Source organism: Streptomyces sp. ISL-99, assembly GCF_018614005.1.
GTDB classification, from domain to species: domain Bacteria; phylum Actinomycetota; class Actinomycetes; order Streptomycetales; family Streptomycetaceae; genus Streptomyces; species Streptomyces flavidovirens.
On the sequence record NZ_JAGGPC010000038.1, the window covers coordinates 1 to 22,934 of the forward strand.

Below are 22,934 nucleotides of genomic sequence, written 5' to 3' on the forward strand. Positions count from 1 at the left end.
GCGCTGGCCGCCGCGCGCCCGCGCGGCGCGCACCAGCCCGTCGTGCTCGGCGTCACCGCGCGGGCGGCGGGGCTCGGGCCCGAGGACGCCGCACACTGCGTCGCGTACGAGAGTGTCGGCGGCCCCGCCACCGCGGTGGTACGCCTCCTCGGCCTGGACCCCTTCGAGGCCACCGCCGTCCTCGCCCGCCTCGCACCCGAACTCGACCAGGTCGCGCGACGCGCCGCCGAGGCCGCCCACCGCGCCCTGGCCGAAGGCACCGGCACACTGCCCGCGGCTTCCGCGCCGCTGCTCGACATCATGGCCGAGGCGCACGCGGCCTGGCCCGTACGCCTCTTCGCCTCGTAACACCGCTTAGGAGCCGCACCCCATGCACCTCGACCACAGTCACGACAGCGCCATGGCCGTCAGCGCCGACGCCGCCCGCCCCGACGGTACGAAGCGCGCCCTGCGCATCGGACTCGGTGGCCCGGTCGGCTCCGGCAAGACCGCGACCGTCGCCGCCCTGTGCCGCGCACTGCGCGAAGAGCTGTCCATCGCCGTCGTCACCAATGACATCTACACGCGCGAGGACGCCGAATTCCTGCTGCGCAACGCCGTTCTGCCGCCCGAGCGCATCCAGGCCGTCGAGACCGGTGCCTGCCCGCACACCGCCATCCGTGACGACATCTCAGCCAACCTCGAAGCGGTCGAGGACCTGGAGGACGCGGTGGGACCGCTCGACCTGATCCTGGTCGAGTCCGGCGGCGACAACCTCACCGCCACCTTCTCCAAGGGGCTGGTCGACGCGCAGGTCTTCGTCATCGACGTGGCGGGCGGCGACGACATCCCGCGCAAGGGCGGCCCGGGTGTCACGACGGCCGACCTGCTGGTCGTCAACAAGACCGACCTCGCGCCGTACGTCGGCTCCGACCTCGGCCGCATGGCGCGCGACGCCAAGGCCCAGCGCGGCGAACTGCCCGTCGCCTTCACCTCGTTGACCGCCGAGGACGGCGTGAAGCCGGTGGCCGACTGGGTCCGCGCACAGCTCGCCGCCTGGTCCGCATGACCACCGCACCGGCGGATGTGGCGCCGGCCGGCATCGGGGCGACGGCCAGGATCACCGCCGTCCCCGACGGCCTGGGCGGCACCCGGCTGCCCGTTCTGGAGAGCGACGGGCCGCTCGCGGTGCGCCGCACGCGCGGCACGGGGACGTACGCCCGGGTGACCGTCGTCGGCGCGATGAGCGCGCCTCTGGGCGGCGACCGGCTGGCCGTCGAGGCCGGCGTACGGGACGGCGCCGCGCTCGCCGTGGACTCGGCCGCGGCCACGGTCGCCCTGCCCGGCCGCGGTGGCCGGCACGCCCGCTACGACGTACGGCTGACGGCCGGAGCCGACGCGCGCCTGCGCTGGCTGCCGGAACCGCTCATCTCGGCCCGTGGCAGCGACCTGCGGATGACCACCCGCGTCGAGCTCGCCGCCTCCGCCCGCCTGGTCCTGCGCGAGGAGCAGATCCTCGGCCGGTACGGCGAGGAGTCCGGCACGCTCACCACCCGGCTCACCGTCCACCGGGCCGGCCGGCCGCTCCTTGACCAGGAACTGTCGTACGGTCCGGGGGCGCCCGGCGGCTGGGACGGGGGAGCGGTGCTCGGCGGCCACCGGGCGACCGGCCAACTCCTCGTCGTCAACCCCGACTTTGAGCTCAATCCTCCCGAAACCACCCTTCTGGGCGACAACGCGGTGCTCGCCCCGCTCGCCGGTCCCGCCGTGCTGGTCACGGCGGTCGCGGCCGACGCGCTCCAGCTGCGACGCGTACTGGACCGGGCACTTCAGACATTTGGGTGACCGCCAGGTGCACCGCTCAGCGGGACATGGGTCTCCGGTTATGGGATTGGTAAAGAAACGCCAGTACGGCCTGTTGCCCGGGGCCCTTCAGGCGACAGGATGCGCCCGTACACGTACTGACCAATGACCTGTCGTCACGTGCGGCACCACACTCACAGGGGGAGACACCACTTGAGGCGTACAGCAGCGCTCGGCTCGGCCGGCACTCTCATAGCGGGCACCTTGATGGCCGGCGCACTGGCCGCGCCGGCCGCCGGCGCCGAGGGCCGCAGCACCACCAGCAGCACCACCAGCACCAGTACGTCCGAGGCGCGCGGCGTGCGGATCGCCGCCCACCGCGCCGCGAAGGCGGGCATCGACTGGCGCGAGTGCCCGGCCGGCTGGGGGCTCGACAAGCCCATCCAGTGCGGCTGGGTCACCGTCCCGGTCGACTACGCCAAGCCCAACGGCCGCAAGATCAAGATCGCCGTGGACCGTATCGCCAACACCGGGCCCAAGGAAGACCGTCAGGGCGCGCTGCTCTACAACCCGGGCGGCCCCGGCGCCTCGGGCCTGAGGTTCCCGACCCGGGTCACCAAGAAGAACCCGGTCTACACGAAGATGGCCAAGGCGTACGACTTCGTGGGCTTCGACCCGCGCGGTGTCGGACACTCCTCGCCCATCTCCTGCGTCGACCCGCAGGAGTTCGTCAAGGCGCCGAAGCTCGACCCGGTGCCCGACAGTGAGGCCGACAAGCGCGCCCAGCGCAAGCTCGCCGCCGAGTACGCGGACGGCTGCCAGGAGCGCAGCGGGTGGCTGCTGCCGCACATGACCACGCCGAACAGCGCACGCGACCTGGACGTCCTGCGCGCCGCGCTCGGTGAGAAGAAGCTGAACTTCCTCGGGGTCTCGTACGGCACGTACCTCGGCGCGGTCTACGGAACGCTGTTCCCCGGCCACGTCCGCCGCATGGTCGTCGACAGCGTGGTCAACCCGTCGAAGGAGAAGATCTGGTACCAGGCCAACCTGGACCAGGACGTCGCCTTCCAGACGCGCTGGGAGGACTGGAAGCAGTGGGTGGCCAAGAACGACGCCGCCTACCACCTCGGGGACACCCCCGAGAAGGTCGAGCAGCAGTGGCTGAAGCTGCGCGCCACCGCCAAGAAGAGCCCCATCGGCGGCGTCGTCGGCCCCGCCGAGCTCATCGGTTTCTTCCAGAGCGCGCCGTACTACGACTCCGCCTGGGCGTCCGTCGCCAAGACCTGGAGCGCGTACGTCGCGGGTGACACGCAGGCGCTCGTCGACGCGATCGCCCCCGACATGTCGGACACCGCGGGCAACGCGTCCTCGGAGAACGGCAACGCCGTCTACACGGCCGTCGAGTGCGCGGACGCCAAGTGGCCCACCAACTGGAAGACATGGGACCGGGACAACACCAGGCTGCACAAGGACCACCCGTTCATGACGTGGGCCAACGCCTGGATGAACCTGCCCTGCGCCACCTGGTCGTCGAAGCAGCAGACCCCGCTGAACGTCAAGTCCGGCAAGGGGCTGCCGCCCGTCCTCATCGTGCAGGCCGAGCGCGACGCCGCCACTCCGTACGAGGGCGCCGTCGAACTGCACAAGCGCTTCAAGGGCTCGCGCCTGATCACCGAGAAGGACGCCGGCTCGCACGGTGTCACCGGGATCGCCAACCCGTGCGTCAACGACCGGGTCGACACCTACCTGCTCACCGGGAAGACCGACAGCCGCGATGTGACGTGCGCCCCGCACGCCACGCCGAAGCCGTAGGGCCCGACAGCCGTAACAGGTGACGGGAGGGGGCGGCCGGAATCGCGGCCGTCCCCTTCCTCGCGTGCTCGGCTCAGCGCTGTTCCCTCAGCCAGGCGTCCTCCGCGGCGTAGTCGAACGGACCGCCGCCGGGGCCGTACCGCACGGACAGCTTCGGGAACGCCTCCCGCCAGTCCTGGGCGCGCAGCCGGTCCGCGAGCCACTCCACGGTGGCGGGCAGCGATTCGGCGTACGTCGTCACCGGCCGGTATCCCAGCTCCCGCCCGGCGGCCGACATGTCGTAGACGATGGGGTGGTCGGGCCCCCACGGGGTCTCCCCGACGCCGTCGCGCGGCGGCGGCCCGTCCACGATCACCAGCTCGCTCTCCACACCCATGACCGCGTCGACGGCCGAACTGATCTCCGCGGCTGCCGGCACGTCCGGATCACCCCCGTTGAGCACCCGCGCGCCGGGCCGCGCCGCCGCCAGCCGGATCAGCTCCGCGAGGTTGGAGATGTGCACCGGGTGGAACTGGCTGAGCCCGCCGTACGCCAGGATCCTCACCGGCCGCCCGTCCAGCACCCGTTTGACGAAATGGATCTCACGCGGAGTCCGGCAGTACGGCCCGTGGATCGCGCCCGCCCGCAGCAGGGTCGTGGGCAGCCGGTCGGCGGCGGCCAGCAGATGCCGCTCGATCGCGACCTTCCTGGTCCCGTACGTCGCGTCACCCGGCGCCACGGTGGCCTGACTCTCGCGGATCGGCACCGGGTACCGCGGGAACCCGTCCGGCTCGTCCTGGGTGTCGAAGCTGCGGCCCTTGTCGTCCTCGTAGACGGCGCCGGTGGAGATGACGACGGCGGAACCGATCCGGTCCGCCAGCCCGGTCAGCTGCGCCGCGTGCCGTTCCTCCATCGCGACCATGTCCACCAGCACGTCGCAGCCGTCGCCGAGCGCGGCGGCCAGCGCCGCGTCGTCGCCCCGGTCGAGCGCCACGGCCCGTACCTCCTGTGGCCACGTCGCGTCCCGGCCACCACCACGCGACGCGGCCGTCACGTCCCAGCCGTCCGCGGCGAGCGCCCGTACGGCTGCCCGTCCGATCTGTCCTGTAGCTCCGATGATGAACGCGTTTCCCTTGGTCATGCGAAGGACGCTATGCGCGCGGGGACCGGGGGCGGGGAAACGTTCGCCGTGCGCTGATCCGCCGTCAGCGCAGGAGCCGTGGGAACTTCTTGGCCTGCTCCGCCTTGACCTCGGCCGCGTACCGGTCGACGTACTCCTGCCCGGAGAGCCCGAGGATCGCGTACATGATCTCGTCGGTGACCGCGCGGAGTACCGCCTTCTCGTTCTCCATGCCCGCGTACCGCGAGAAGTCCAGCGGCTCGCCGAACCGGATGGTGACGCGCTTGATACGCGGTACGACCTGTCCCGGCGGCTGGATCTCGAACGTACCCACCATCGCGCACGGCACCACGGGCACCTGCGCCTTGAGCGCCATCGCCGCGACCCCGACCTTGCCCTTGTAGAGCCGGCCGTCGTGCGAGCGGGTGCCCTCCGGATAGATCCCCAGCAGCTCACCCTTGCTCAGCACCCCCAGCCCCTCGCGGATGGCCGCCTTCCCCGCCTCCTTGCCCGACCTGTCGACCGGGATCTGACCGGCGCTGCGGAAGAACGCGGCGGTCAGCCGGCCCTTGAGACCAGGGCCCGTGAAGTACTCGGCCTTGGCGAGGAAGGTGATGCGCCGCCTGATGATCGCGGGCATCAGGAAGTGGTCGGAGAACGACAGGTGATTGCCCGCCACGATCGCGGCGCCGTCGTCCGGAATGTGCTCCAGTCCCTCGATCCTGGGCCGGAAGAGCAGCCTCAGCAGTGGCCCGAGAAGGACGTACTTGAGCACGTAATAGAACACGGGGCGGCTCCTAGCTCTGCCGGATCGGCTCCAGGGGGGTCAGCGCTGACCCGCTCCGACTTTACTGACTTGGCATCAGGCACGGCACTGGGCGTCGGGTCCCGGGCGCTGATTAGGATGCGGGTATGAGTCAGCAGGCGCGGCGCACGGCACGGCCCCGTGGGGCGCGGCTGTACGCGCTGCTCGTGCTGACCGTGCTGGCGGGTCTGGTGGCCATGCACGGGCTGGCGCCCGGTGTCCCTCCGGGGCCGTCCGCCGCCGTGGCGGAGGTCCGTCACGCGGCGGCCCCGTCGCACAGTGACGCGGCTGACGGTGAGGACGGTGCCCACGCCGGTCATGGCGCGGGCGGTGCCGGCGGACACGCCGAGCATGCCGACCCCACATGCGCGGCCGGCGGTACGAGCGGAGCTCCCGCACTGCCCGCCCCGGCTCCGGCCGGAGTGGTCGCCTGCGCGTCGGTGGACGCTCCCGCACTCCTTCTCGCGGCGACGCCGGGCGCCCGGGCCCCGCCCACATTGAGCCAACTGCAACTCCTGCGCATATAGGCGGCTCGCGCGTGCCCGGTCCCTTCGGCCGGTGTCACGCCTTCGACAGTCATGCCTGATTCAGCGCGTACACAGGAGTCGCACCACCATGACCGCACACCGTTCACCGATCCGCCGTGCCGCCGCTGTGGCGGCCGCGGCCACCGCTGCTGTCGTACTCGCCGCCTGCGGCGGGGGAAATGACAGCTCGGCCGGCCACGACGGCCACGCAAAGACCTCCTCGCCCACCGCGTCGGACTCCGCCGGGCAGGGGGAGCGGAACGCCGCCGACATCGCCTTCGCGAAGGGGATGATCCCGCACCACCGGCAGGCCGTGGAGATGGCCGGAATGGCGGAGACCCGGTCCCGGTCCGCCGAGGTCAAGAAGCTGGCCGCGGAGATCAAGAGGGCGCAGGGCCCGGAGATCAAGACGTTGTCCGGATGGCTCACTGCCTGGGGCGAGGAGGTCCCCGAGGAGAACGAGAGCGGCGAACATGCCGGGCACTCCATGTCCGGGATGATGACCCCCGAGGAGATGGACAGGCTGGAGAGGTCTTCCGGCCGGGCGTTCGACACCGCGTTCCTGGAGCTGATGGTCAAGCACCACGAAGGCGCGGTCGAGATGGCGAGGACCGAGCAGTCCGACGGTGCCTACCGGCCCGCCAAGGACATGGCCGGTGACATCGTCACCTCGCAGAGCGCCGAGATCACACGCATGAAGAAGCTGCTCGGCGAAAACTGACCGTCTGCGGCGTTCCGCGCCGGATCGGAGCGAGGTCCTGATCCGGTGCGGGGCGTCTGGCGATGCGGCTGTACGCGCCCCCGGCAGATTCCTCCAGTCACGCTGAGAAACCGGTGGGTGCGTTGGACAGCCGGTCCAGCCACTCCCTCATCAGGCCGGTTTCGGCGGCGCTCAGGGGTGAGTGCGGGGACTGGCGCAGCAGGGCGTTCAGCCTGGCCGCCGTGGGCGGTACGCGGGCCTCGTCGGTCGCGGGGCCGGCGGTGGCCACGTCCGGGGTGAAGATGGCGGCGTGCACGGCGTCACGTACGCGCGTCGACGTGCTCATGTCCGTGAAGGTCGACGGGCGGGAGACGAGCATCAGGGCCACCCCGACGTTGGCCGACATGACGATCTGGGCGGCCAGTTCAGGGGCGAGCCGCAGCTTGCCCTGCGCCGCCGCCCGTTCCAGGTCCGCCGTGAGGATCCGGTGCGATTCGAGAGCCGAGGCCGGGGGTGTGCGCATCGCGGGCGAATTCATCAGGCGGTACAGATTCGGGTTGCGCAGGGCGAAGTCGACGTGGCTGTCCCAGCCGTCGCGCAGGTCCTGGACCGGGTCCGCGCCGGGTCCGCGCCGCCGCTTCGTCGCGAGGTACTGGTCGAACCCGTGGTCGACGACGGCCGAGAGCAGGCCCTCCTTGTCACCGAAGTGCCGGTAGAGCGCGGGCGCGCCGACCTGGGCGGCCTCACACACGGCCCGGGTGGAGATGTCCCCGTCCGGGGACCGGGCGACCAGGTCCGCCGCCACTTCCAGGATGCGTGCTCGCGTACTCATGAGCGGGACGCTATCAACGGTGCTGAGGCGGTGCTACGCGCGGCGACGGCGCCGGTGATCACGTGCGGACCGGCCGGAGGCCGGAGGGTCAGACGACGCCGCCGTTGGCGCGCAGGACCTGGCCGTTGACCCAGCGGGCGGGCCCGGCCAGGAACGAGACGGCCTCGGCGATGTCCTCGGGCGTACCCAGGCGTTCCAGCGGGTTCATCCTGGCCATGCGGTCGACGGTTTCCTGGTCCTTGCCGTCCAGGAACAGCGCGGTGGCGGTCGGTCCGGGTGCCACCGCGTTGACGGTGATGTCCCGCCCGCGCAGTTCGCGGGCCAGGATCAGGGTGATTGCCTCGACCGCGCCCTTGGTGGCGGCGTACGCGCTGTAGCCGGGGAGGGCCAGCCCCAGGACGGAGCTGGAGAAGTTGATGATCGCTCCGCCGGAGCGCAGCCTGCGGGCTGCCTGCTGGTCGACGACGAACGTGCCGCGGACGTTCGTCCTGTGCATGCGGTCCAGTTCACCGAGGTCGGTGTCGACCAGCGGCGCGAGCTTCATGACGCCGGCGGCGTGCACGACCACGTCCACACCGCCGTACGTCTCCTCGGCGAGGTCGAAGAGGTCCGAAACCGCGGCCTCGTCCGCCACATCGGCGCGAAAGGCGATCGCCTGCCCGCCGGCCGTGCCGATGGCCGCGACCGCCGTCTGGGCCTCGGTCCGGTTCCCCGCGTAGTTGATGACGACGGCGAACCCGTCGGACGCCAGCCGCTCGGCTGCCGCCCGCCCGATGCCACGCGACCCCCCGGTGACGATCGCGACCCGGCGCTCGGGGGTGGTCTGCTCGCTCATGGCGTTGCTCCCGGTTTCGGAGGTGTCGGTATCCCCTGGGTAATCAACGCTACACAATTTATGTTAGCGACGCTATCAGGCGGTCCGCCGTCCGGAGCAGCGCACGCGCTCGTGCGCGGGACGCGGCGGCGCGGTCGCTTGGCGGCGGACGCGGCGGGGGGTGGCCTGGCTCTGCCCGACACCCAGTCGCCAGGCAATCCAGCCCCAGGAGGTCCGGATGCGCTCCCCAGCCACCGTCACCGCAGTCGTCCTGCTCGCCCTCGCGGGTGCGGCCCTGCCCGCTCGGGCGGCGACCGTCCCCGGTGGGCCCACGCCACCCCACGGCCTCTTCCTCACCGTTTCGGGATCGGGCAGCACCTGGATCCGGGGCGTCGTCCTGCAGTGTGTGCCCCGCCCCGCGGGGCCTCACCCGGAGGCGTCGGACGCGTGCGCCGCGCTGGACAGGGCGAAGGGCGATTTCGACAAGTTGCCGGGGAACCCGCGCGCGTGCACCAAGCAGTACGAGCCGGTGACCGTCAGCGCGTCGGGCAACTGGCGCGGCCTGCCGACGTCATGGCACAAGACCTACCCGAACGCGTGCGTGCTCGACACCGCGACCGGGCCGGTCTTCCGCTTCTGAGCGATCGGTGCCCGTACCCGCGTCCCCGCGTCGCGCAGTGAAGTTTCGTTTCAGCAGGTACTACTGGCTGCGCGACGCGGCCATGCCGACCGTGATGAGACCGAGCACGACCCAGCCGAACCACAGCCAGCCGTTGCTGCCGAGTGCCGCCGTGTACGCCGAGATGACAATCAGCGTCCCGACGGTGAGCACCCCCATCGACTTCGCAGAACCGGGCATGCGCACCCCCTCCTTCTGATGGAGGGCCATAGTCACCCCTCAGGGGCTCCCGCGCTACTGTGCCGACGTTACCGGCGACCCGGTGGCCTGGCGACCCGGCCGGAGACCGGCGGCTAGCGCCCGCGTGCCTGGAGCGAGGCGAGGTACGCGTTGTACGCCACGAGCTCCTTGTCGCCGTCACGGTCCGCCGCCCGGTCCGCGCGCCGCGCGACCCGCTGCTCGGACCGGTACCACTGGAAGACCAGCGCGAGCAGCACCAGCACCGACGGGATCTCCGAGAATGCCCAGGCGATGCCGCCCGCCGCGTTCTGGTCGCTCAGCGCGTCGATGCCGAGCGACGCGGGCGGGTTCGCGTACGTACCGATCATCGGCTGGGTCGCCATCATCAGCGCGATGCCGAAGAACGCGTGGAACGGCATGCCGGCGAAGAGCTCCAGCATCCGCATCACATAACCCGGGCGGTGCGGCCCCGGGTCGACGCCCATGATCGGCCAGAAGAAGACGAGACCGACGGCGAGGAAGTGGACCATCATGCCGAGGTGGCCGGGCTTGCTCTCCATCAGGAAATCGAAAATGGGCGTGAAGTAGAGGGCGTACAGGCTCGCGATGAACAGCGGGATCGTGAACGCCGGATGCGTGACGATCTTCATGTAACGGCTGTGCAGCAACATCAGCAGCAGCTCGCGCGGCCCCTTGCGGTTCCCGCGCCCCGCCACCGGCAGTGCGCGCAGCGCCAGTGTCACCGGGGCGCCGAGCAGCAGCAGGATCGGCGAGAGCATGCTGATGATCATGTGCTGCACCATGTGCACGCTAAACATGACCATGCCGTAGTCGTTGAGCTTGGTGCACATCACCAGCGCCACGCTCAGCACGCCGAGGACGAAGAAGATGGTCCGGCCGACCTGCCAGCCGTCACCGCGCCGCCGCAGCCGCACCACGCCCCACCCGTACAGGGCGAGCGCCAGGACGCACCCCACCAGGAAGAAGAGATCGGGGGAGTGCTCCAGCCCCCGTCCCAGCGTGAACGGCGGCAGATCCATGTTCATGCCGCTGCCGTGCCCGCTGTGATCCATCTGCGTACTCCCGTGGGACTGCCCATTCGTAACGGTTGTCCGGTACAGAGTAGAACTGCCCCCGGTCGCGGTCGCGGCCGGGGGCAGTCCGTCAAACACGCAACAAGATCAGAGCACGCACTCCGCCTCGGCGTACCGCTCGGTGGGCACGGTCTTCAGCGTCTCCACGGCCTCGGCCAGCGGGACCATCACGATGTCCGTGCCACGCAGCGCCGTCATCATCCCGAACTCACCCCGGTGCGCCGCCTCCACCGCGTGCCAGCCGAAGCGGGTCGCGAGGACACGGTCGTACGCCGTCGGGGTGCCGCCGCGCTGGACGTGGCCGAGGATGACGGGACGCGCCTCCTTGCCGAGGCGCTCCTCCAGCTCGACGGACAACTGCCTGGCGACGCCCGCGAAGCGCTCGTGCCCGTACATGTCCTTGCCGCCCACGTCGAACTCCATGGAGCCCTCGCGCGGCTTGGCGCCCTCGGCGACCACGACGATCGCGAACCGCTTGCCGGCCGAGAACCGCTTGCCGACCAGCTCGGTCAGCTCACCGATGTCGAAGGGACGCTCGGGCACGACGATGGCGTGCGCGCCGGCCGCCATGCCGGAGTGGAGCGCGATCCAGCCGGTGTGCCGTCCCATGACCTCGACGATCAGCACGCGCTGGTGCGATTCGGCGGTGGTCTTGAGCCGGTCGAGGGCCTCGGTCGCGACCCCGACCGCCGTGTCGAAGCCGAAGGTGACGTCGGTCGACGCGATGTCGTTGTCGATGGTCTTCGGTACGCCGACGATCGGCAGCCCCGCCTCGGACAGCAGGTTCGCCGCCTTCAGCGTGCCTTCGCCGCCGATCGGGATGATCGCGTCGAGTCCGAGGTCCGCGACATGGCCACGGGCCGTCTCGACGCCGCCGCGCAGATGCGCGGGCTGGACCCGGGAGGAGCCGAGGATCGTGCCGCCGCGGGCCAGGATGCCGCCTACCGCGTCGAGGTCGAGCTTGCGGTAGTCGCCTTCCAGAAGGCCCTTCCAGCCGTCGTGGAAGCCAATGACCTCGTCGCCGTGGTCGACGACGGCGCGGTGCACGACGGAACGGATGACAGCGTTCAGGCCGGGGCAGTCGCCGCCGGAAGTGAGTACACCAATGCGCATGCCCGGAATACCTTTGCAACGTGGGCCGGAGACCGGACCACGTCGTCCGGTTGGATCCCCGTCACCCTACTCGCGCAGAGTGACGGGGCCGAACCGGGCGTCCGACAGCTGGACACGACAAAGGTGTACGAACTGCGACAGTCCGTCAGGCGGGCTGCGTCGCCGCCGCGATGCGCTCGGCGCGCAGCGCCTCGTACCACCGGTCGTCGGTGGGCGGCAGCGCGTTGACGTCGAGGGCCAGCTTCAGCAGCAGGTCCGCGATGAGCGGGTTGCGGGCCAGCACGGGGCCGTGCATGTACGTACCGAAGACGGTGTCGTTGTACGCGCCCTCCGTGCCGTCGCCGGTCCCGTTGCCCTTGCCGATCCGCGGCCGGGCGAACGGCCGCGCCGTCGGCCCCAGATGGGTGATGCCCTGGTGGTTCTCGAAGCCCGTCAGCGGCGGCAGGCCGAGGCGCTCGTCGATGTCCCCGAGGACGTCGCCGACGCACCGCTCGCCCTCGCCGCGCGTGCTGACCACGTCGAGCAGCCCGAGGCCCTGCTCGCGCTCGCCGAGGTCGTTGATGAACTCGTGGCCGAGGATCTGGTACCCGGCGCAGACCGAGAAGACGATCGCGCCGTTGGACACCGCGCGCTCCAAACCGCCGTCGCGGCGCAGCCGCTCCGCCGCGAGCCGCTGCGGCCGGTCCTCACCGCCGCCGATCAGGTAGATGTCGCCCGAAGTGGGGATCTGCTGGTCGCTGCGTACGTCCACACGGTGGACGTCGAGGCCGCGCTGACGGGCCCGGCGCTCCACGACGAGGGCGTTGCCCTGGTCGCCGTACGTGCTCAGCAGGTCCGGGTAGATCCACACCAGGCGCAGGCTGTTGTCGCTCATGCTTGCTTGTCCTTTTCCGGTGTACACGGGCCTAGTTGCCGACGCGGCGGCGCAGGTCCTGGAACGCGGTGTAGTTGGCGATCGTCTCGATCAGCCCGGGCGGCGCCAGCTGCACGGCCTCGTCGAGCGTCTCGCAGACCCGGAATTCCAGGTTCGCGACCTCCAGGCGCACCGCGAGGTCCAGCTTGCGGTCACCGAGCACGAAGATCGGGTGGCCGGCGAGCCGGGTGTAGTCGACGTCCCACAGCCAGGAGGTGTCCGTGCCGTCCGCGCCGCGCGCGTTGACGGCCAGGATCACCGGCGTGGGCGGCGGGTTGATGAGGGAAAACGTTTCGAGCCAGCCCGCCGGGTTCTTCGCGAGCAGCAGCCGCAGCTCGCGCTCCTGGAACTGGACGACGTCGTACCGGCCGGCCACCGCCTGGACGTCGTACATCCGCTCCAGCGCCACCTGCGGCGGTACGCCGAACACGGCCGCGACGGCGGCGGAGGTGGCGGCGTTCGCCTTGTTGGCGCGGCCGGGCAGCTGGAGGTGGATCGGCCACGCCGAACCGTGCGGGTCGATGACGTGGTCGCCGCTGAGCACCCAGCTCGGGGACGGGCGGCGGAAGCCGCACTCGCCGCAGAACCAGTCGTCGCCGGGGCGCTGCATCACACCGCCGCAGGACGGGCAGGACCAGGCGTCGTCCTTCCACTCCTGACCGGCGGCCACCCAGACCACATTCGGCGAGGATGACGCGGCCCAGACGATCAGCGGGTCGTCGGCGTTCGCGATGACGACGGCCTTCGTGCCGGACAGGCCCTCGCGCCACTTCTCGGCGAGCATGCGGGTCTCGGCGGCCCGGTCGAGCTGGTCGCGGGAGAGGTTGAGCAGTGCGATCGCCTTCGGCGTCACATCGCGCGCGACTCCGGCGAGGTACTTCTCGTCGACCTCGATCACGCCGTACTTCGCGTCGGAGCCGCCCGCCAGGGCGGAGGTGATGCCCGCCGGCATGTTGGCGCCGAGCGCGTTGGAGACGACGGGGCCGCTGGCCCGCAGTGCCTCGGCGATGAGCCGGGTCGTCGTCGTCTTGCCGTTCGTCGCGGAGACAAGCACGACGTCGAGATGCTGGGCGAGCCGCCCGAGCAGGTCGGGGTCGAGCTTGAGCGCCACCTTGCCGCCGATCACGGATCCGCTGCCGCGTCCCGCGGCGCGGGACACCGCCGCCGCGGCCTTGCCTGCCGTCACGGCCAGCTTGGCCCGCGGCGACAACGGCTCCGTGTTGCCTGCCATCGTCACTGATCCTCCTTGCATCCGGCGCCGCATTTGCCCCAGGTCCACCGGTCAACGTCGGGGCTCAGCCTATCGAGATCCAGCCGGGCCCCCGCACCCCGGCACCACCCGGGGCGCTGTGGCCCCCGGCGGAACGTACGCTTGCCGCCATGCGACACCGCCCGATTCCCGGCAGTTCCGGGCTCGTACGACCCATGACACTGCTCGGTGACCCGGCGCTGCACGCGCCCTGCGAGACGGTGACCGACTTCGGTCCCTCGCTGGTCCGGCTCGTCGAGGACATGTTCGCGACGATGTACGCCGCCGAGGGGGTCGGCCTCGCGGCCAACCAAGTCGGCGTACCGCTGCGTGTCTTCGTCTACGACTGTCCGGACGACGAGGATGTCCGGCATATCGGTCACATCGTCAACCCACGCCTGGTCGAGGCCGACGGCATCACCGTACGCGGTCCTGAGGGGTGTCTGTCGCTGCCGGGTATCGAGGCGGGTACGGAACGCTTCGACCGGGCGGTGGTGGAGGGGGTGTCGGTGACGGGCGATCCGGTTCGCGTCGAGGGCACCGGCTTCTTCGCCCGCTGCCTCCAGCACGAGTGCGACCACTTGTCCGGCCTGGTCTACACCGACCGCCTCACGGGCCGGCGCCGGGCGAAGGCACTGCGTGCGGCCAGGCGTGCGCCGTGGGGTGGCCGGGGATAGGGAAAGGCCCCACGCGGCGGTGCCGGCGGCCGGGGTCAGAAGCCGGGGCCGTCCGCGCGGTCGCCCGCGGCGGCCAGCCGGCCCCACAGCAGGTCCGCGAGGCTGGACACCAACTGCTCGCGGGAGCAAGGGCGTTCGCCGAGCCACCAGTCTCCGGCCGCGTGCATCATGCCGACGATCCCGTGCCCCCACACCCGCGCCAGCTGCTCGCTGCCCGGGCCGAGATCCACGCGCTCGGCGATCACCATGGCCAACTCCTCGCCGAGCCGCCGCAGCAGCGGCGCCGAGTGGCGGCCGACGTCGAAGCCCTGCTCGGGCTGGTGCGCGTCCTCGGAGGGGTGCATCAGGAACCGGTACACCTCGGGGAGCGCCTCGATCGCCGCGAGGTAGGTGTCGAGCGTCGCCTCCACCCGCTGTCGTCGCTCGGCGGGCGCGTCCAGCGCCGCCCGCAGGGCCGAGAGCAGTGCGTCGGTGTGGCGCTTGGCCAGCGCGCGGTAGAGGCCGCCCTTGTCACCGAAGTGCCGGTAGAGGATCGGTTTGGTGATCCCGGCCTCGGCGGCGATGGCGTTCATGGAAGCCTGCGGACCGTCCCGCAGCACCACGCGGTCCGCCGCTTCGAGCAGGTCCCGACGCCGCCGCGCGGCGGCGGAGCGCTGCTGCTCATCCGTGTGTGTGGTGTCCATGGTGTGTCTCCCCGCCCAAAACGATTCCGTGACGCCTGGGAAACGTAACACCATGGCCGTGTGCCGTGCTGCCGCGGTTGACATGGCTTACTTACCGGTAACAGACTTCTGTTACCGCAAGTAACACCTGGAGGGGACGATGGACGGGTTCACGCTCGAACTCAACGACGACCAGAAGCAGGTCCGCGACTGGATCCATGGGTTCGCCGCCGATGTGATGCGCCCGGCCGCCGCCGAATGGGACGAGCGTGAGGAGACGCCCTGGCCCGTCATCCAGGAAGCGGCCAAGCTCGGCATCTACTCCCTCGACTTCTACGCCCAGCAGTTCTTCGACCCGACGGGCCTCGGCATCCCGATGGCGATGGAGGAGCTGTTCTGGGGCGACGCGGGCATCGGCCTGTCCATCGTCGGTACGGGCCTGGCCGCCGTCGGCGTCCTCGCCAACGGCACCGAGGAGCAGATCGGCACCTGGATCCCGCAGATGTACGGCGACCCCGACGACGTCAAGGTCGCCGCCTTCTGCTCCTCCGAGCCGGACGCCGGCTCCGACGTCTCGGCGATGCGCACGCGCGCCGTCTACGACGAGGCCAAGGACGAGTGGGTGCTGAACGGCACCAAGACCTGGGCGACCAACGGCGGCATCGCCAACGTCCACGTCGTCGTCGCCCTCGTCGACCCCGAGCTCGGCTCCAAGGGCCACGCTTCCTTCATCGTCCCGCCGAACACCCCCGGCCTCTCCCAGGGCCAGAAGTTCAAGAAGCACGGCATCCGCGCCTCGCACACCGCCGAGGTCGTACTGGAGAACGTGCGCGTCCCCGGCCACTGCCTGCTCGGCGGAAAGGAAAAGCTCGACGAGCGCCTCGCCCGCGCCCGCGCCCGCGAGCGCGCCGCGAAGGGCGGCGAGCGGGTGAAGAACGCCGCGATGGCCACCTTCGAGGCGTCGCGCCCGGCCGTCGGCGCGATGGCGGTGGGCACCGCCCGCGCCGCGTACGAGGTCGCGCTCGACTACGCCAGGACGCGGGAGCAGTTCGGCCGCCCGATCATCGACAACCAGGGCATCGCCTTCCAGCTCGCCGACATGCGCACCCGGATCGACGCGGCGCGGCTGCTGGTGTGGCGGGCCTCCTGGATGGCCAGCGCGGGCAAGCCGTTCACCTCGGCCGAGGGCTCGATGTCGAAGCTGTTCGCCAGCGAGACCGCCAAGAAGGTCACCGCGCAGGCCGTGCAGATCCTCGGCGGAAACGGCTACACACGTGAGTACCCGGTGGAGCGCATGCACCGCGACGCCGCGATCTACACCATCTTCGAGGGTACGAGTGAGATCCAGCGTCTGGTGATCGCCCGCACCCTGTCCGGCATGCCGATCCGCTAGACCTGTCGCGGTACGACGAAGGCGCCGCCCCCCCACATCGCACAAGGGGGGGGCGGCGCCTTCGTGTCGCCGTACCGTCAGGCCTTGGGGAGCTGCGCCTCGATGGCCGCGACGACCTCGGCGGCCTCCGGCTCGACGCGCGGACGGAACCGGCCGACGACCTCGCCCTTGGCGCTGACCAGGAACTTCTCGAAGTTCCACTGGACGTCCCCGGCCTCGCCGGCCTCGTCCTTCGCCGCGGTCAGCTCGACGTACAGCGGGTGCCGGTGGTCACCGTTGACCTCGATCTTCTCCAGCAGCGGGAACGTCACGCCGTAGCTCGCCGAGCAGAAGGTCTGGATCTCCTCCGCGCTGCCCGGCTCCTGGCCCGCGAACTGGTTGCACGGCACACCGAGCACGGTGAAGCCCCGGTCGGCGTACGTCTGCTGGAGCTGCTCCAGACCGGCGTACTGCGGCGTCAGTCCGCATTTGGACGCGACGTTCACCACCAGCACCGCCTTGCCCTCGTAGGCCGCCAGCGTGGTCGGCTCACCGGTCAGGGTGCGCAGGGGGATGTCGTACAGGCTCATCGCCGTCTCCTATGGCTCGGGGCGGCCGGTGCTCCCGGCCGTTGGTCACTGGTTCGTACTGTTTCAGACCACTCCCCGCTCAAGGGCACCGAGGTTCCGGCCGAGGACGCTTACACCACCGTGTGGTGGTGCACGCACCACTCCTGGGAAGGAATCGCGCCATGACCGGCCCCAGCACCCCCGTACTCCTCCACAACGGACTGCTCATCGACGGAACCGGGGGCGAGCCGGTCGCGGACGGAGCGGTGCTCATCGAGGACGGGTTCATCCGCTGGGCGGGGCCGTCCGGGGAACTGCGCCTCCCCGCACTGCCCGCCCCGGCGCGGCGTATCGACGTACACGGGCACACCATCCTGCCCGGGTTCATCGACTGCCACGTCCACATGGCGGCGCCCGGCGGCGCCCTCAGCCACGCAGAGCTCGCCGCGATGCCCGCCTCACTGCGGATCTTCCTCGCGGCGCCCCGCATGAAGCTCACCCTCGACGCCGGCGTCACCACCGCCCGCGACCTCGGCGGCGCGGACGCCGGCCACCGGGAGGCCGTCGAGTCGGGGCTGCTCCCCGGGCCGCGCCTGCTCGTCGCTGTCGCCATGCTCACCCCCACCGGTGGCCACGGCGACTTCCGGGCGGCCACCGACAACGGCGAGAACGACCCCGTCATGGGCCGCCTCGCCGACGGGCCCACCGAATGCCGCAGGGCCGTGCGCGAGGTGCTCCGCAAGGGCGCCGACTGCGTGAAGGTCGCGGCGACCGGCGGGGTGTGGAGCCCGACCGACCATCCGGACGACGACGGTTTCCTGGAGGACGAGATCCGTACGATCACCGAGATCGCGGCAGGCCACCGGGGCACGAAGGTGGCCGCGCACGCCCAGGGCCGCGGCGGCATTCTCAACGCCGTACGCGCCGGAGTCGCCAGCGTCGAACACGGCTACGCCATCGACGACGAGGCGATCGACCTGATGCTGGAGCGCGGCACGTTTCTCGTGCCGACGCTCACCACCGCCAACACCGACCCCGACCCGCAGAAGGTGGCGGCCTGGGCGTACGAGAAGAAGAAGCACTGGCAGTCCGTCGCCCGCCGGCACATCCCGCACGCCATCACGCGGGGCGTCCGCGTCGCCATGGGAACCGACTGCGGCATCGCCGAACACGGCACGAACCTGCGGGAGCTGGCGCACCTCGTCGACTGCGGCATGACGCCGATGGGCGCGATCCGAGCCGGGACGAGTGAGGCCGCCGAACTCCTCGGCCTGGCACACGAGATCGGCACGCTCGAAGCCGGCAAGCGGGCCGACGTCGTCGTCGCCCGGGGCAATCCGCTGGCCGACATCACCGCACTCGGCGAGCCCGCCAACATCCGGCTCGTCATGAAGGACGGCGTCGTCTTCAAGGACCTCGACGGCCGCGTGGCCTGACCGCGCTCCCACCCCGGATGGCCCGCAGCTCCCACCGGTATGGAAAGGCACATCGCACTGTGTCACCGCGACTTACGGCTCTGATCGCCATGCGCCCGGATGTGGCTCGGCTCGCCCTCCCCGACGACGTACGGGCGCGGCTGGCCTCCGTCTGTGACGTACCGGACCTGGTGGCCGACGACTTCGGGCGACCGGAGGCACGCAAGGCGCTGTCCCGCGCGGACGTGCTCATTTCGGGGTGGGGGTGCCCACGGGTCGGCGCGAGTGTCCTCGCGGACGCGCCGCGCCTGAGGGCCGTCATGCACGCGGCGGGCTCGGTCAAGCAGGTACTCGCACCGGCGGTCTGGGAGCGGGGCCTCACCGTCTCGTCGGCGGCGTCCGCCAACGCGGGGCCGGTCGCCGACTACACGGTCGCGGCGATCCATCTGTCGGCCAAGCGGGCGTTCCGTACGGCGGGGGAGTACCGGGCGGGCCGGCCCCAGGACCTGACGGTGTCCCCGGCGACCGGCTTCCTCGGCCGTACGGTCGGTGTCGTCGGGGCGTCGAAGACCGGGCGGCCGGTGCTGGAGCGGCTCGCCGGTACGGGCGTACGGTTGCTGGTCCACGATCCGTACCCGGACGCGGCCCGGGCGGCTGCCGCGCTGGGTGCCGAACCGGTGGACCCGGACGCGCTGTTGACGGCCTCGGACATCGTCTCGCTGCACGCCCCGCTGCTGCCCGGGACCCGGCATCTCATCGACGCGCGGGCACTCGGGCTGCTGCGCGACGGTGCGGTGCTCATCAACACCGCGCGCGGCGGGCTCGTCGACACCGACGCGCTGGCGGCGCACTGCGCGGACGGGCGCATCGACGCCGTACTCGACGTCACCGAACCGGAACCGCTGCCGCCGGGGCACGTGCTGCTGGGGCTGCCCAATGTGCTGGTCACACCGCACATCGCGGGGGCGATGGGTACGGAGGTGCGGCTGCTGGGGGAGTTCGCCGTGGCGGAGGCAGAGCGGTTCCTGCGCGGCGAGCCGCTGCTGGGGGAGGTACGGGCGGAGGACCTGCCGCGCATCGCGTGACCACCGGCACCCTACCGGCGGCGCAGGTCACTCAGGCGGCCGACAGCGGACGGAACAACCCCTCCTGCACCACCGACACCAGCAAGTTGCCCGCACGGTCGTAGATCCGGCCGCGCGCCAGCCCCCGCGCGCCCGTCGCGATGGGGGACTCCTGGTCGTACAGGAACCACTCGTCGGCCCGGAACGGCCGGTGGAACCACATCGCGTGGTCCAGCGACGCGATGTCGAAATTGCGCGGCCCCCACAGCGGCTCGACCGGGATACGGACCGCGTCGAGCAGCGTCATGTCGGACGCGTACGCCAGCGCGCACGTGTGCACGAGCTGGCCGTCGCCCAGCGGGCCGACCGCGCGCATCCACACCGCGCTGCGCGGGTCCGCCTCCTTGATCTCCGCGGCGGTCCAGCGAAGCCGGTCGACGTACCGGATGTCGAACGGCTGGCGGCGGGCCATCCGCTCCAGCGCCTCAGGCAGCTCCCCGAGGTGCTCGCGGATCTCGTCCACCACCGTCGGCAGCGTGTCCGGGTCCGGGAAGTCCAGGCGCGGCGGCAGCTGGTGCTCGAAGGCCGCCTCCTCCGGCTGGTGGAAGGAGGCGGTCAGATTGAAGATCGTCCGGCCCTGCTGGACGGCCGTGACCCGCCGGGTGGTGAAGGAACGCCCGTCCCGCACCCGCTCCACCTGGTAGACGATCGGCACACCGGGGCGGCCGGGCCGCAGGAAGTACGCGTGCAGGGAGTGCACGGGCCGGTCGCCCTCGGTCGTACGGCCGGCCGCGACCAGGGCCTGGCCGGCGACCTGCCCGCCGAAGACGCGTTGCAGGGACTCCTCGGGGCTGCGGCCCCGGAAGATGTTGACCTCGATCTGCTCCAGGTCGAGCAGATCGACGAGCCGGTCAGCGGGGTTCGTCGTCACGGGACGTTTCTCCTTGGTTCTGCGGCTGGGTTTTCGCAGCCAGGGGTTCTACAGCTGGCCGACCGAGGTGACGCGGACGACCGCCCGCCCCTCCTCGTCGGAGGCGGCGAGGTCGACCTCCGCGCTGATACCCCAGTCATGGTCGCCGTTCGGGTCGGCGAAGGTCTGGCGGACGCGCCACAGGCCGTGCTCGGCGTCCTCCTCGATCATCAGCAGCTTGGGACCGCGCGCGTCCGGCCCCGTGCCCAGGTCGTCGTACTCGTCCCAGTACGCGTCCATCGCCTCGCCCCACCTGTCCTCGTCCCAGCCGGACTCGCCGTCCATCTCGCCCAGCTCCCGGACGTTGTCCAGGGCGGCCAGCTCGACGCGGCGGAACATGGCGTTGCGTACGAGCACCCGGAAGGCCCGCGCGTTCGCCGTGACCGGCTTGACCTGGTCGGCCCGCTCCTGCGCCTGCTCGGCCGTCTCCACCTCGGGGTTGGCGAGCTGCTCCCACTCGTCGAGGAGGCTGGAGTCGACCTGGCGCACCAGCTCACCGAGCCAGGCGATCAGGTCCTCCAGGTCCTCGGACTTGATGTCGTCCGGGATGGTGTGCTCAAGCGCCTTGTACGCGCCCGCCAGGTAGCGCAGCACGATGCCCTCGGTGCGGGCGAGCTCGTAGTGCGAGGTGAACTCGGCGAAGGTCATGGCCCGCTCGTACATGTCACGGACCACGGACTTCGGGGACACCGGGTGGTCGCCGACCCACGGGTGGCTCTTGCGGTACACGTTGTACCCGTGCCACAGCAGCTCCTCCAGCGGCTTCGGGTACGTGATCTCCTGGAGCCGCTCCATCCGCTCCTCGTACTCGACCCGGTCCGCCTTCATCTGGCCGACCGCCTCGCCGCGCGCCTTGTTCTGCTGGGCGGCGAGGATCTGGCGCGGGTCGTCGAGCGTCGACTCGACGACGGACACCATGTCCAGGGCGTACGAGGGGGACTCCGGGTCCAGCAGCTCGTACGCGGCCAGCGCGAACGTCGACAGCGGCTGGTTGAGCGCGAAGTCCTGCTGGAGATCGACGGTCAGCCGTACGGTACGGCCGTCGGCCTCCGGGGTCTCCAGCATCTCCACCACGCCGCCGTCGAGCAGCGAGCGGAAGATGGCGATGGCCCGGCGGATGTGCCGCAGCTGCGCCTTGCGCGGCTCGTGGTTGTCCTCCAGGAGGTGACGCATCGCGGCGAAGGGGTTGCCGGGGCGGGCGATGACCGAAAGCAGCATGGTGTGCGTCACGCGGAACCGGCTGGTCAGCGGCTCGGGGTCGGACGTGATGAGCTTGTCGAAGGTCGTCTCGGACCAGGCGACGAAGCCCTCGGGGGCCTTCTTGCGTACCACCTTGCGGCGCTTCTTCGGGTCGTCGCCCGCCTTGGCGAGCGCCTTCTCGTTCTCGACGACGTGCTCGGGCGCCTGCGCGACGACCAGGCCCGCCGTGTCGAAGCCCGCGCGGCCGGCACGGCCCGCGATCTGGTGGAACTCACGGGCACGGAGCGTGCGTACCCGCGTGCCGTCGTACTTCGTGAGAGCCGTGAACAGCACCGTGCGGATGGGGACGTTGACGCCGACGCCGAGGGTGTCCGTACCGCAGATGACCTTCAGCAGGCCCGCCTGGGCGAGCTTTTCCACGAGCCTGCGGTACTTGGGCAGCATGCCCGCGTGGTGCACGCCGATGCCGTGCCGCACGAACCGCGAGAGGTTCTTGCCGAACTTCGTGGTGAAGCGGAAGTTGCCGATCAGCTCGGCGATCTGGTCCTTCTCCTCGCGCGAGCACATGTTGATGCTCATCAGCGACTGCGCCCGCTCGACGGCCGCCGCCTGCGTGAAGTGCACGATGTAGACCGGCGCCTGCTTGGTTTCGAGGAGCTCGGTCAGCGTCTCGGTGATGGGGGTGAGGCGGTACTCGTACGAGAGGGGGACCGGGCGGGTCGCGGAGCGCACGACGGAGGTGGGGCGGCCCGTACGCCGGGTCAGGTCCTTCTCGAACATCGAGACGTCGCCGAGCGTCGCCGACATGAGGATGAACTGCGCCTGGGGCAGTTCCAGCAGGGGGATCTGCCACGCCCAGCCGCGGTCGGACTCTGCGTAGAAGTGGAACTCGTCCATCACGACCTGGCCGATGTCGGCGTGCTTGCCGTCGCGCAGCGCGATGGACGCCAGCACCTCCGCCGTGCAGGCGATGACCGGGGCGTCGGCGTTGACGGACGCGTCGCCCGTCAGCATGCCGACGTTCTCCGTGCCGAAGAGCTTGCACAGGTCGAAGAACTTCTCCGAGACCAGGGCCTTGATCGGCGCGGTGTAGAAGGTGACCTTGTCCTGCGCGAGGGCGGCGAAGTGCGCACCCGCCGCGACGAGGCTCTTGCCGGACCCGGTGGGAGTGGACAAGATCACATTCGCGCCGGACACCACCTCGATCAGCGCCTCCTCCTGAGCGGGATAGAGACTGATGCCCTGGCCCTCGGCCCATGAGGTGAAAGCCTCGAAGAGGGCATCGGGGTCGGCGGTCGGGGGCATCTGATCGATAAGGGTCACGCCCCCCATCTTGCCTGGCTTCCCCCCTGAACAGGGAACCGGTCGGCCGTACGAAGATCACGAGCGATACGCTGCCCTGTCAA

General features: G+C 70.9%; 24 protein-coding genes. 11 read left to right on the top strand and 13 right to left on the bottom strand.

Annotated features, from left to right (window positions below):
* The 4 genes from J7E91_RS22745 to J7E91_RS22760 form a co-directional block, all read left to right on the top strand.
* Positions 1–348 (top strand): urease accessory UreF family protein (locus tag J7E91_RS22745; RefSeq protein WP_285439120.1); only part of this gene is annotated, 348 nt, incomplete at its 5' end.
* Positions 349–370: 22 nt separating this feature from the next.
* Positions 371–1,048: an urease accessory protein UreG gene (ureG, locus tag J7E91_RS22750; RefSeq protein WP_214907751.1), complete on the top strand. Its 678-nt coding sequence runs from the start codon at positions 371–373 to the stop codon at positions 1,046–1,048.
* Positions 1,045–1,824, top strand: coding sequence for an urease accessory protein UreD (locus J7E91_RS22755; protein ID WP_214907752.1), 780 nt, complete (start codon positions 1,045–1,047; stop codon positions 1,822–1,824). The genes ureG and J7E91_RS22755 overlap by 4 nt, the downstream gene beginning before the upstream one ends.
* Positions 1,825–1,995: 171 nt before the next feature.
* The gene (locus J7E91_RS22760; RefSeq protein ID WP_251016113.1) at positions 1,996–3,594 is read left to right on the top strand and encodes an alpha/beta hydrolase; all 1,599 of its coding nucleotides are present in this window, start codon (positions 1,996–1,998) and stop codon (positions 3,592–3,594) included.
* Positions 3,595–3,667: 73 nt separating this feature from the next.
* On the opposite strand, the gene J7E91_RS22765 is transcribed toward J7E91_RS22760, so the two are convergent.
* Both J7E91_RS22765 and J7E91_RS22770 read right to left on the bottom strand, forming a co-directional pair.
* Positions 3,668–4,714 carry an NAD(P)-dependent oxidoreductase gene (locus tag J7E91_RS22765; RefSeq protein ID WP_214907756.1) on the bottom strand — a complete coding sequence of 349 codons (1,047 nt, stop codon included), beginning with the start codon at positions 4,712–4,714 and terminating at the stop codon, positions 3,668–3,670.
* Between the two features lie 64 nt (positions 4,715–4,778).
* Entirely contained in the window at positions 4,779–5,480 is a 702-nt protein-coding gene (locus J7E91_RS22770; protein WP_214907758.1) for a 1-acyl-sn-glycerol-3-phosphate acyltransferase, read from the bottom strand.
* Positions 5,481–5,605: 125 nt separating this feature from the next.
* On the opposite strand from J7E91_RS22770, the gene J7E91_RS22775 reads away from it, so the two are divergent.
* Positions 5,606–6,025, top strand: a complete 420-nt coding sequence (locus J7E91_RS22775) for a DUF6153 family protein (protein WP_214907760.1) — start codon at positions 5,606–5,608, stop codon at positions 6,023–6,025.
* An 88-nt stretch (positions 6,026–6,113) separates the two neighbouring features.
* Positions 6,114–6,746 (top strand): DUF305 domain-containing protein, encoded by a 633-nt coding sequence (locus J7E91_RS22780; RefSeq protein ID WP_214907762.1) that lies wholly within the window; start codon positions 6,114–6,116, stop codon positions 6,744–6,746.
* A 97-nt stretch (positions 6,747–6,843) separates the two neighbouring features.
* Here the strand turns inward: J7E91_RS22780 and J7E91_RS22785 are convergent, their stop codons facing one another.
* Entirely contained in the window at positions 6,844–7,557 is a 714-nt protein-coding gene (locus tag J7E91_RS22785; protein WP_214907764.1) for a TetR/AcrR family transcriptional regulator, read from the bottom strand.
* Positions 7,558–7,645: 88 nt separating this feature from the next.
* A complete protein-coding gene (locus J7E91_RS22790) occupies positions 7,646–8,392 on the bottom strand; it encodes an SDR family oxidoreductase (protein WP_214907766.1) in 747 nt (248 codons plus the stop codon).
* A 217-nt stretch (positions 8,393–8,609) separates the two neighbouring features.
* Between J7E91_RS22790 and J7E91_RS22795 the strand changes: the two genes are divergently transcribed.
* Entirely contained in the window at positions 8,610–9,011 is a 402-nt protein-coding gene (locus tag J7E91_RS22795) for an SSI family serine proteinase inhibitor (RefSeq protein WP_214907767.1), read from the top strand.
* 60 nt (positions 9,012–9,071) lie between these two features.
* On the opposite strand, the gene J7E91_RS22800 is transcribed toward J7E91_RS22795, so the two are convergent.
* From J7E91_RS22800 to J7E91_RS22820, 5 genes are all read right to left on the bottom strand, one after another.
* Complete coding sequence (locus tag J7E91_RS22800; protein ID WP_214907769.1) at positions 9,072–9,230, bottom strand: hypothetical protein; 159 nt, start codon at positions 9,228–9,230, stop codon at positions 9,072–9,074.
* Positions 9,231–9,343: 113 nt separating this feature from the next.
* Positions 9,344–10,303 (bottom strand): cytochrome c oxidase assembly protein, encoded by a 960-nt coding sequence (locus J7E91_RS22805; RefSeq protein WP_214907771.1) that lies wholly within the window; start codon positions 10,301–10,303, stop codon positions 9,344–9,346.
* 108 nt (positions 10,304–10,411) lie between these two features.
* The gene (locus J7E91_RS22810) at positions 10,412–11,437 is read right to left on the bottom strand and encodes a 6-phosphofructokinase (RefSeq protein ID WP_028811871.1); all 1,026 of its coding nucleotides are present in this window, start codon (positions 11,435–11,437) and stop codon (positions 10,412–10,414) included.
* A gap of 145 nt (positions 11,438–11,582) precedes the next feature.
* Positions 11,583–12,311 carry a type 1 glutamine amidotransferase gene (locus tag J7E91_RS22815; protein ID WP_214907773.1) on the bottom strand — a complete coding sequence of 243 codons (729 nt, stop codon included), beginning with the start codon at positions 12,309–12,311 and terminating at the stop codon, positions 11,583–11,585.
* 31 nt (positions 12,312–12,342) lie between these two features.
* Complete coding sequence (locus J7E91_RS22820) at positions 12,343–13,581, bottom strand: MurT ligase domain-containing protein (RefSeq protein ID WP_028811873.1); 1,239 nt, start codon at positions 13,579–13,581, stop codon at positions 12,343–12,345.
* A 149-nt stretch (positions 13,582–13,730) separates the two neighbouring features.
* On the opposite strand from J7E91_RS22820, the gene def reads away from it, so the two are divergent.
* Positions 13,731–14,276: a peptide deformylase gene (gene def, locus J7E91_RS22825; protein WP_028811874.1), complete on the top strand. Its 546-nt coding sequence runs from the start codon at positions 13,731–13,733 to the stop codon at positions 14,274–14,276.
* Between the two features lie 35 nt (positions 14,277–14,311).
* Here the strand turns inward: def and J7E91_RS22830 are convergent, their stop codons facing one another.
* Positions 14,312–14,959 (bottom strand): TetR family transcriptional regulator, encoded by a 648-nt coding sequence (locus J7E91_RS22830; protein WP_214907775.1) that lies wholly within the window; start codon positions 14,957–14,959, stop codon positions 14,312–14,314.
* Between the two features lie 139 nt (positions 14,960–15,098).
* On the opposite strand from J7E91_RS22830, the gene J7E91_RS22835 reads away from it, so the two are divergent.
* Positions 15,099–16,331: an acyl-CoA dehydrogenase family protein gene (locus J7E91_RS22835; RefSeq protein ID WP_214907777.1), complete on the top strand. Its 1,233-nt coding sequence runs from the start codon at positions 15,099–15,101 to the stop codon at positions 16,329–16,331.
* 77 nt (positions 16,332–16,408) lie between these two features.
* Here J7E91_RS22835 and J7E91_RS22840 read toward each other — a convergent pair whose 3' ends face one another.
* Positions 16,409–16,900, bottom strand: a complete 492-nt coding sequence (locus J7E91_RS22840; RefSeq protein WP_214907779.1) for a glutathione peroxidase — start codon at positions 16,898–16,900, stop codon at positions 16,409–16,411.
* A gap of 161 nt (positions 16,901–17,061) precedes the next feature.
* Between J7E91_RS22840 and J7E91_RS22845 the strand changes: the two genes are divergently transcribed.
* Positions 17,062–18,315 (top strand): amidohydrolase family protein, encoded by a 1,254-nt coding sequence (locus J7E91_RS22845; RefSeq protein WP_214907781.1) that lies wholly within the window; start codon positions 17,062–17,064, stop codon positions 18,313–18,315.
* A gap of 89 nt (positions 18,316–18,404) precedes the next feature.
* Positions 18,405–19,379 carry a hydroxyacid dehydrogenase gene (locus tag J7E91_RS22850; protein WP_214908159.1) on the top strand — a complete coding sequence of 325 codons (975 nt, stop codon included), beginning with the start codon at positions 18,405–18,407 and terminating at the stop codon, positions 19,377–19,379.
* Positions 19,380–19,410: 31 nt separating this feature from the next.
* On the opposite strand, the gene J7E91_RS22855 is transcribed toward J7E91_RS22850, so the two are convergent.
* Both J7E91_RS22855 and J7E91_RS22860 read right to left on the bottom strand, forming a co-directional pair.
* Positions 19,411–20,289 (bottom strand): acyl-CoA thioesterase II, encoded by an 879-nt coding sequence (locus J7E91_RS22855; RefSeq protein WP_214907782.1) that lies wholly within the window; start codon positions 20,287–20,289, stop codon positions 19,411–19,413.
* 48 nt (positions 20,290–20,337) lie between these two features.
* Positions 20,338–22,851, bottom strand: a complete 2,514-nt coding sequence (locus J7E91_RS22860; protein ID WP_214907784.1) for an RNA helicase — start codon at positions 22,849–22,851, stop codon at positions 20,338–20,340.
* Between the last annotated feature and the right edge of the window lie 83 nt (positions 22,852–22,934).

Bases quoted from the DNA above. Each gene is read 5' to 3' on its own strand.
- J7E91_RS22800 (WP_214907769.1), bottom strand. From the start codon at position 9,230: ATGCCCGGTTCTGCGAAGTCGATGGGGGTGCTCACCGTCGGGACGCTG.
- J7E91_RS22795 (WP_214907767.1), top strand. From the start codon at position 8,610: ATGCGCTCCCCAGCCACCGTCACCGCAGTCGTCCTGCTCGCCCTCGCG.
- J7E91_RS22850 (WP_214908159.1), top strand. From the start codon at position 18,405: ATGCGCCCGGATGTGGCTCGGCTCGCCCTCCCCGACGACGTACGGGCG.
- def (WP_028811874.1), top strand. From the start codon at position 13,731: ATGCGACACCGCCCGATTCCCGGCAGTTCCGGGCTCGTACGACCCATG.
- J7E91_RS22780 (WP_214907762.1), top strand. From the start codon at position 6,114: ATGACCGCACACCGTTCACCGATCCGCCGTGCCGCCGCTGTGGCGGCC.
- J7E91_RS22840 (WP_214907779.1), bottom strand. From the start codon at position 16,900: ATGAGCCTGTACGACATCCCCCTGCGCACCCTGACCGGTGAGCCGACC.
- J7E91_RS22815 (WP_214907773.1), bottom strand. From the start codon at position 12,311: ATGAGCGACAACAGCCTGCGCCTGGTGTGGATCTACCCGGACCTGCTG.
- J7E91_RS22755 (WP_214907752.1), top strand. From the start codon at position 1,045: ATGACCACCGCACCGGCGGATGTGGCGCCGGCCGGCATCGGGGCGACG.
- J7E91_RS22830 (WP_214907775.1), bottom strand. From the start codon at position 14,959: ATGGACACCACACACACGGATGAGCAGCAGCGCTCCGCCGCCGCGCGG.
- J7E91_RS22810 (WP_028811871.1), bottom strand. From the start codon at position 11,437: ATGCGCATTGGTGTACTCACTTCCGGCGGCGACTGCCCCGGCCTGAAC.
- J7E91_RS22820 (WP_028811873.1), bottom strand. From the start codon at position 13,581: ATGGCAGGCAACACGGAGCCGTTGTCGCCGCGGGCCAAGCTGGCCGTG.
- J7E91_RS22805 (WP_214907771.1), bottom strand. From the start codon at position 10,303: ATGGATCACAGCGGGCACGGCAGCGGCATGAACATGGATCTGCCGCCG.
- J7E91_RS22835 (WP_214907777.1), top strand. From the start codon at position 15,099: ATGGACGGGTTCACGCTCGAACTCAACGACGACCAGAAGCAGGTCCGC.
- J7E91_RS22785 (WP_214907764.1), bottom strand. From the start codon at position 7,557: ATGAGTACGCGAGCACGCATCCTGGAAGTGGCGGCGGACCTGGTCGCC.
- J7E91_RS22765 (WP_214907756.1), bottom strand. From the start codon at position 4,714: ATGACCAAGGGAAACGCGTTCATCATCGGAGCTACAGGACAGATCGGA.
- J7E91_RS22790 (WP_214907766.1), bottom strand. From the start codon at position 8,392: ATGAGCGAGCAGACCACCCCCGAGCGCCGGGTCGCGATCGTCACCGGG.
- J7E91_RS22845 (WP_214907781.1), top strand. From the start codon at position 17,062: ATGACCGGCCCCAGCACCCCCGTACTCCTCCACAACGGACTGCTCATC.
- ureG (WP_214907751.1), top strand. From the start codon at position 371: ATGCACCTCGACCACAGTCACGACAGCGCCATGGCCGTCAGCGCCGAC.
- J7E91_RS22775 (WP_214907760.1), top strand. From the start codon at position 5,606: ATGAGTCAGCAGGCGCGGCGCACGGCACGGCCCCGTGGGGCGCGGCTG.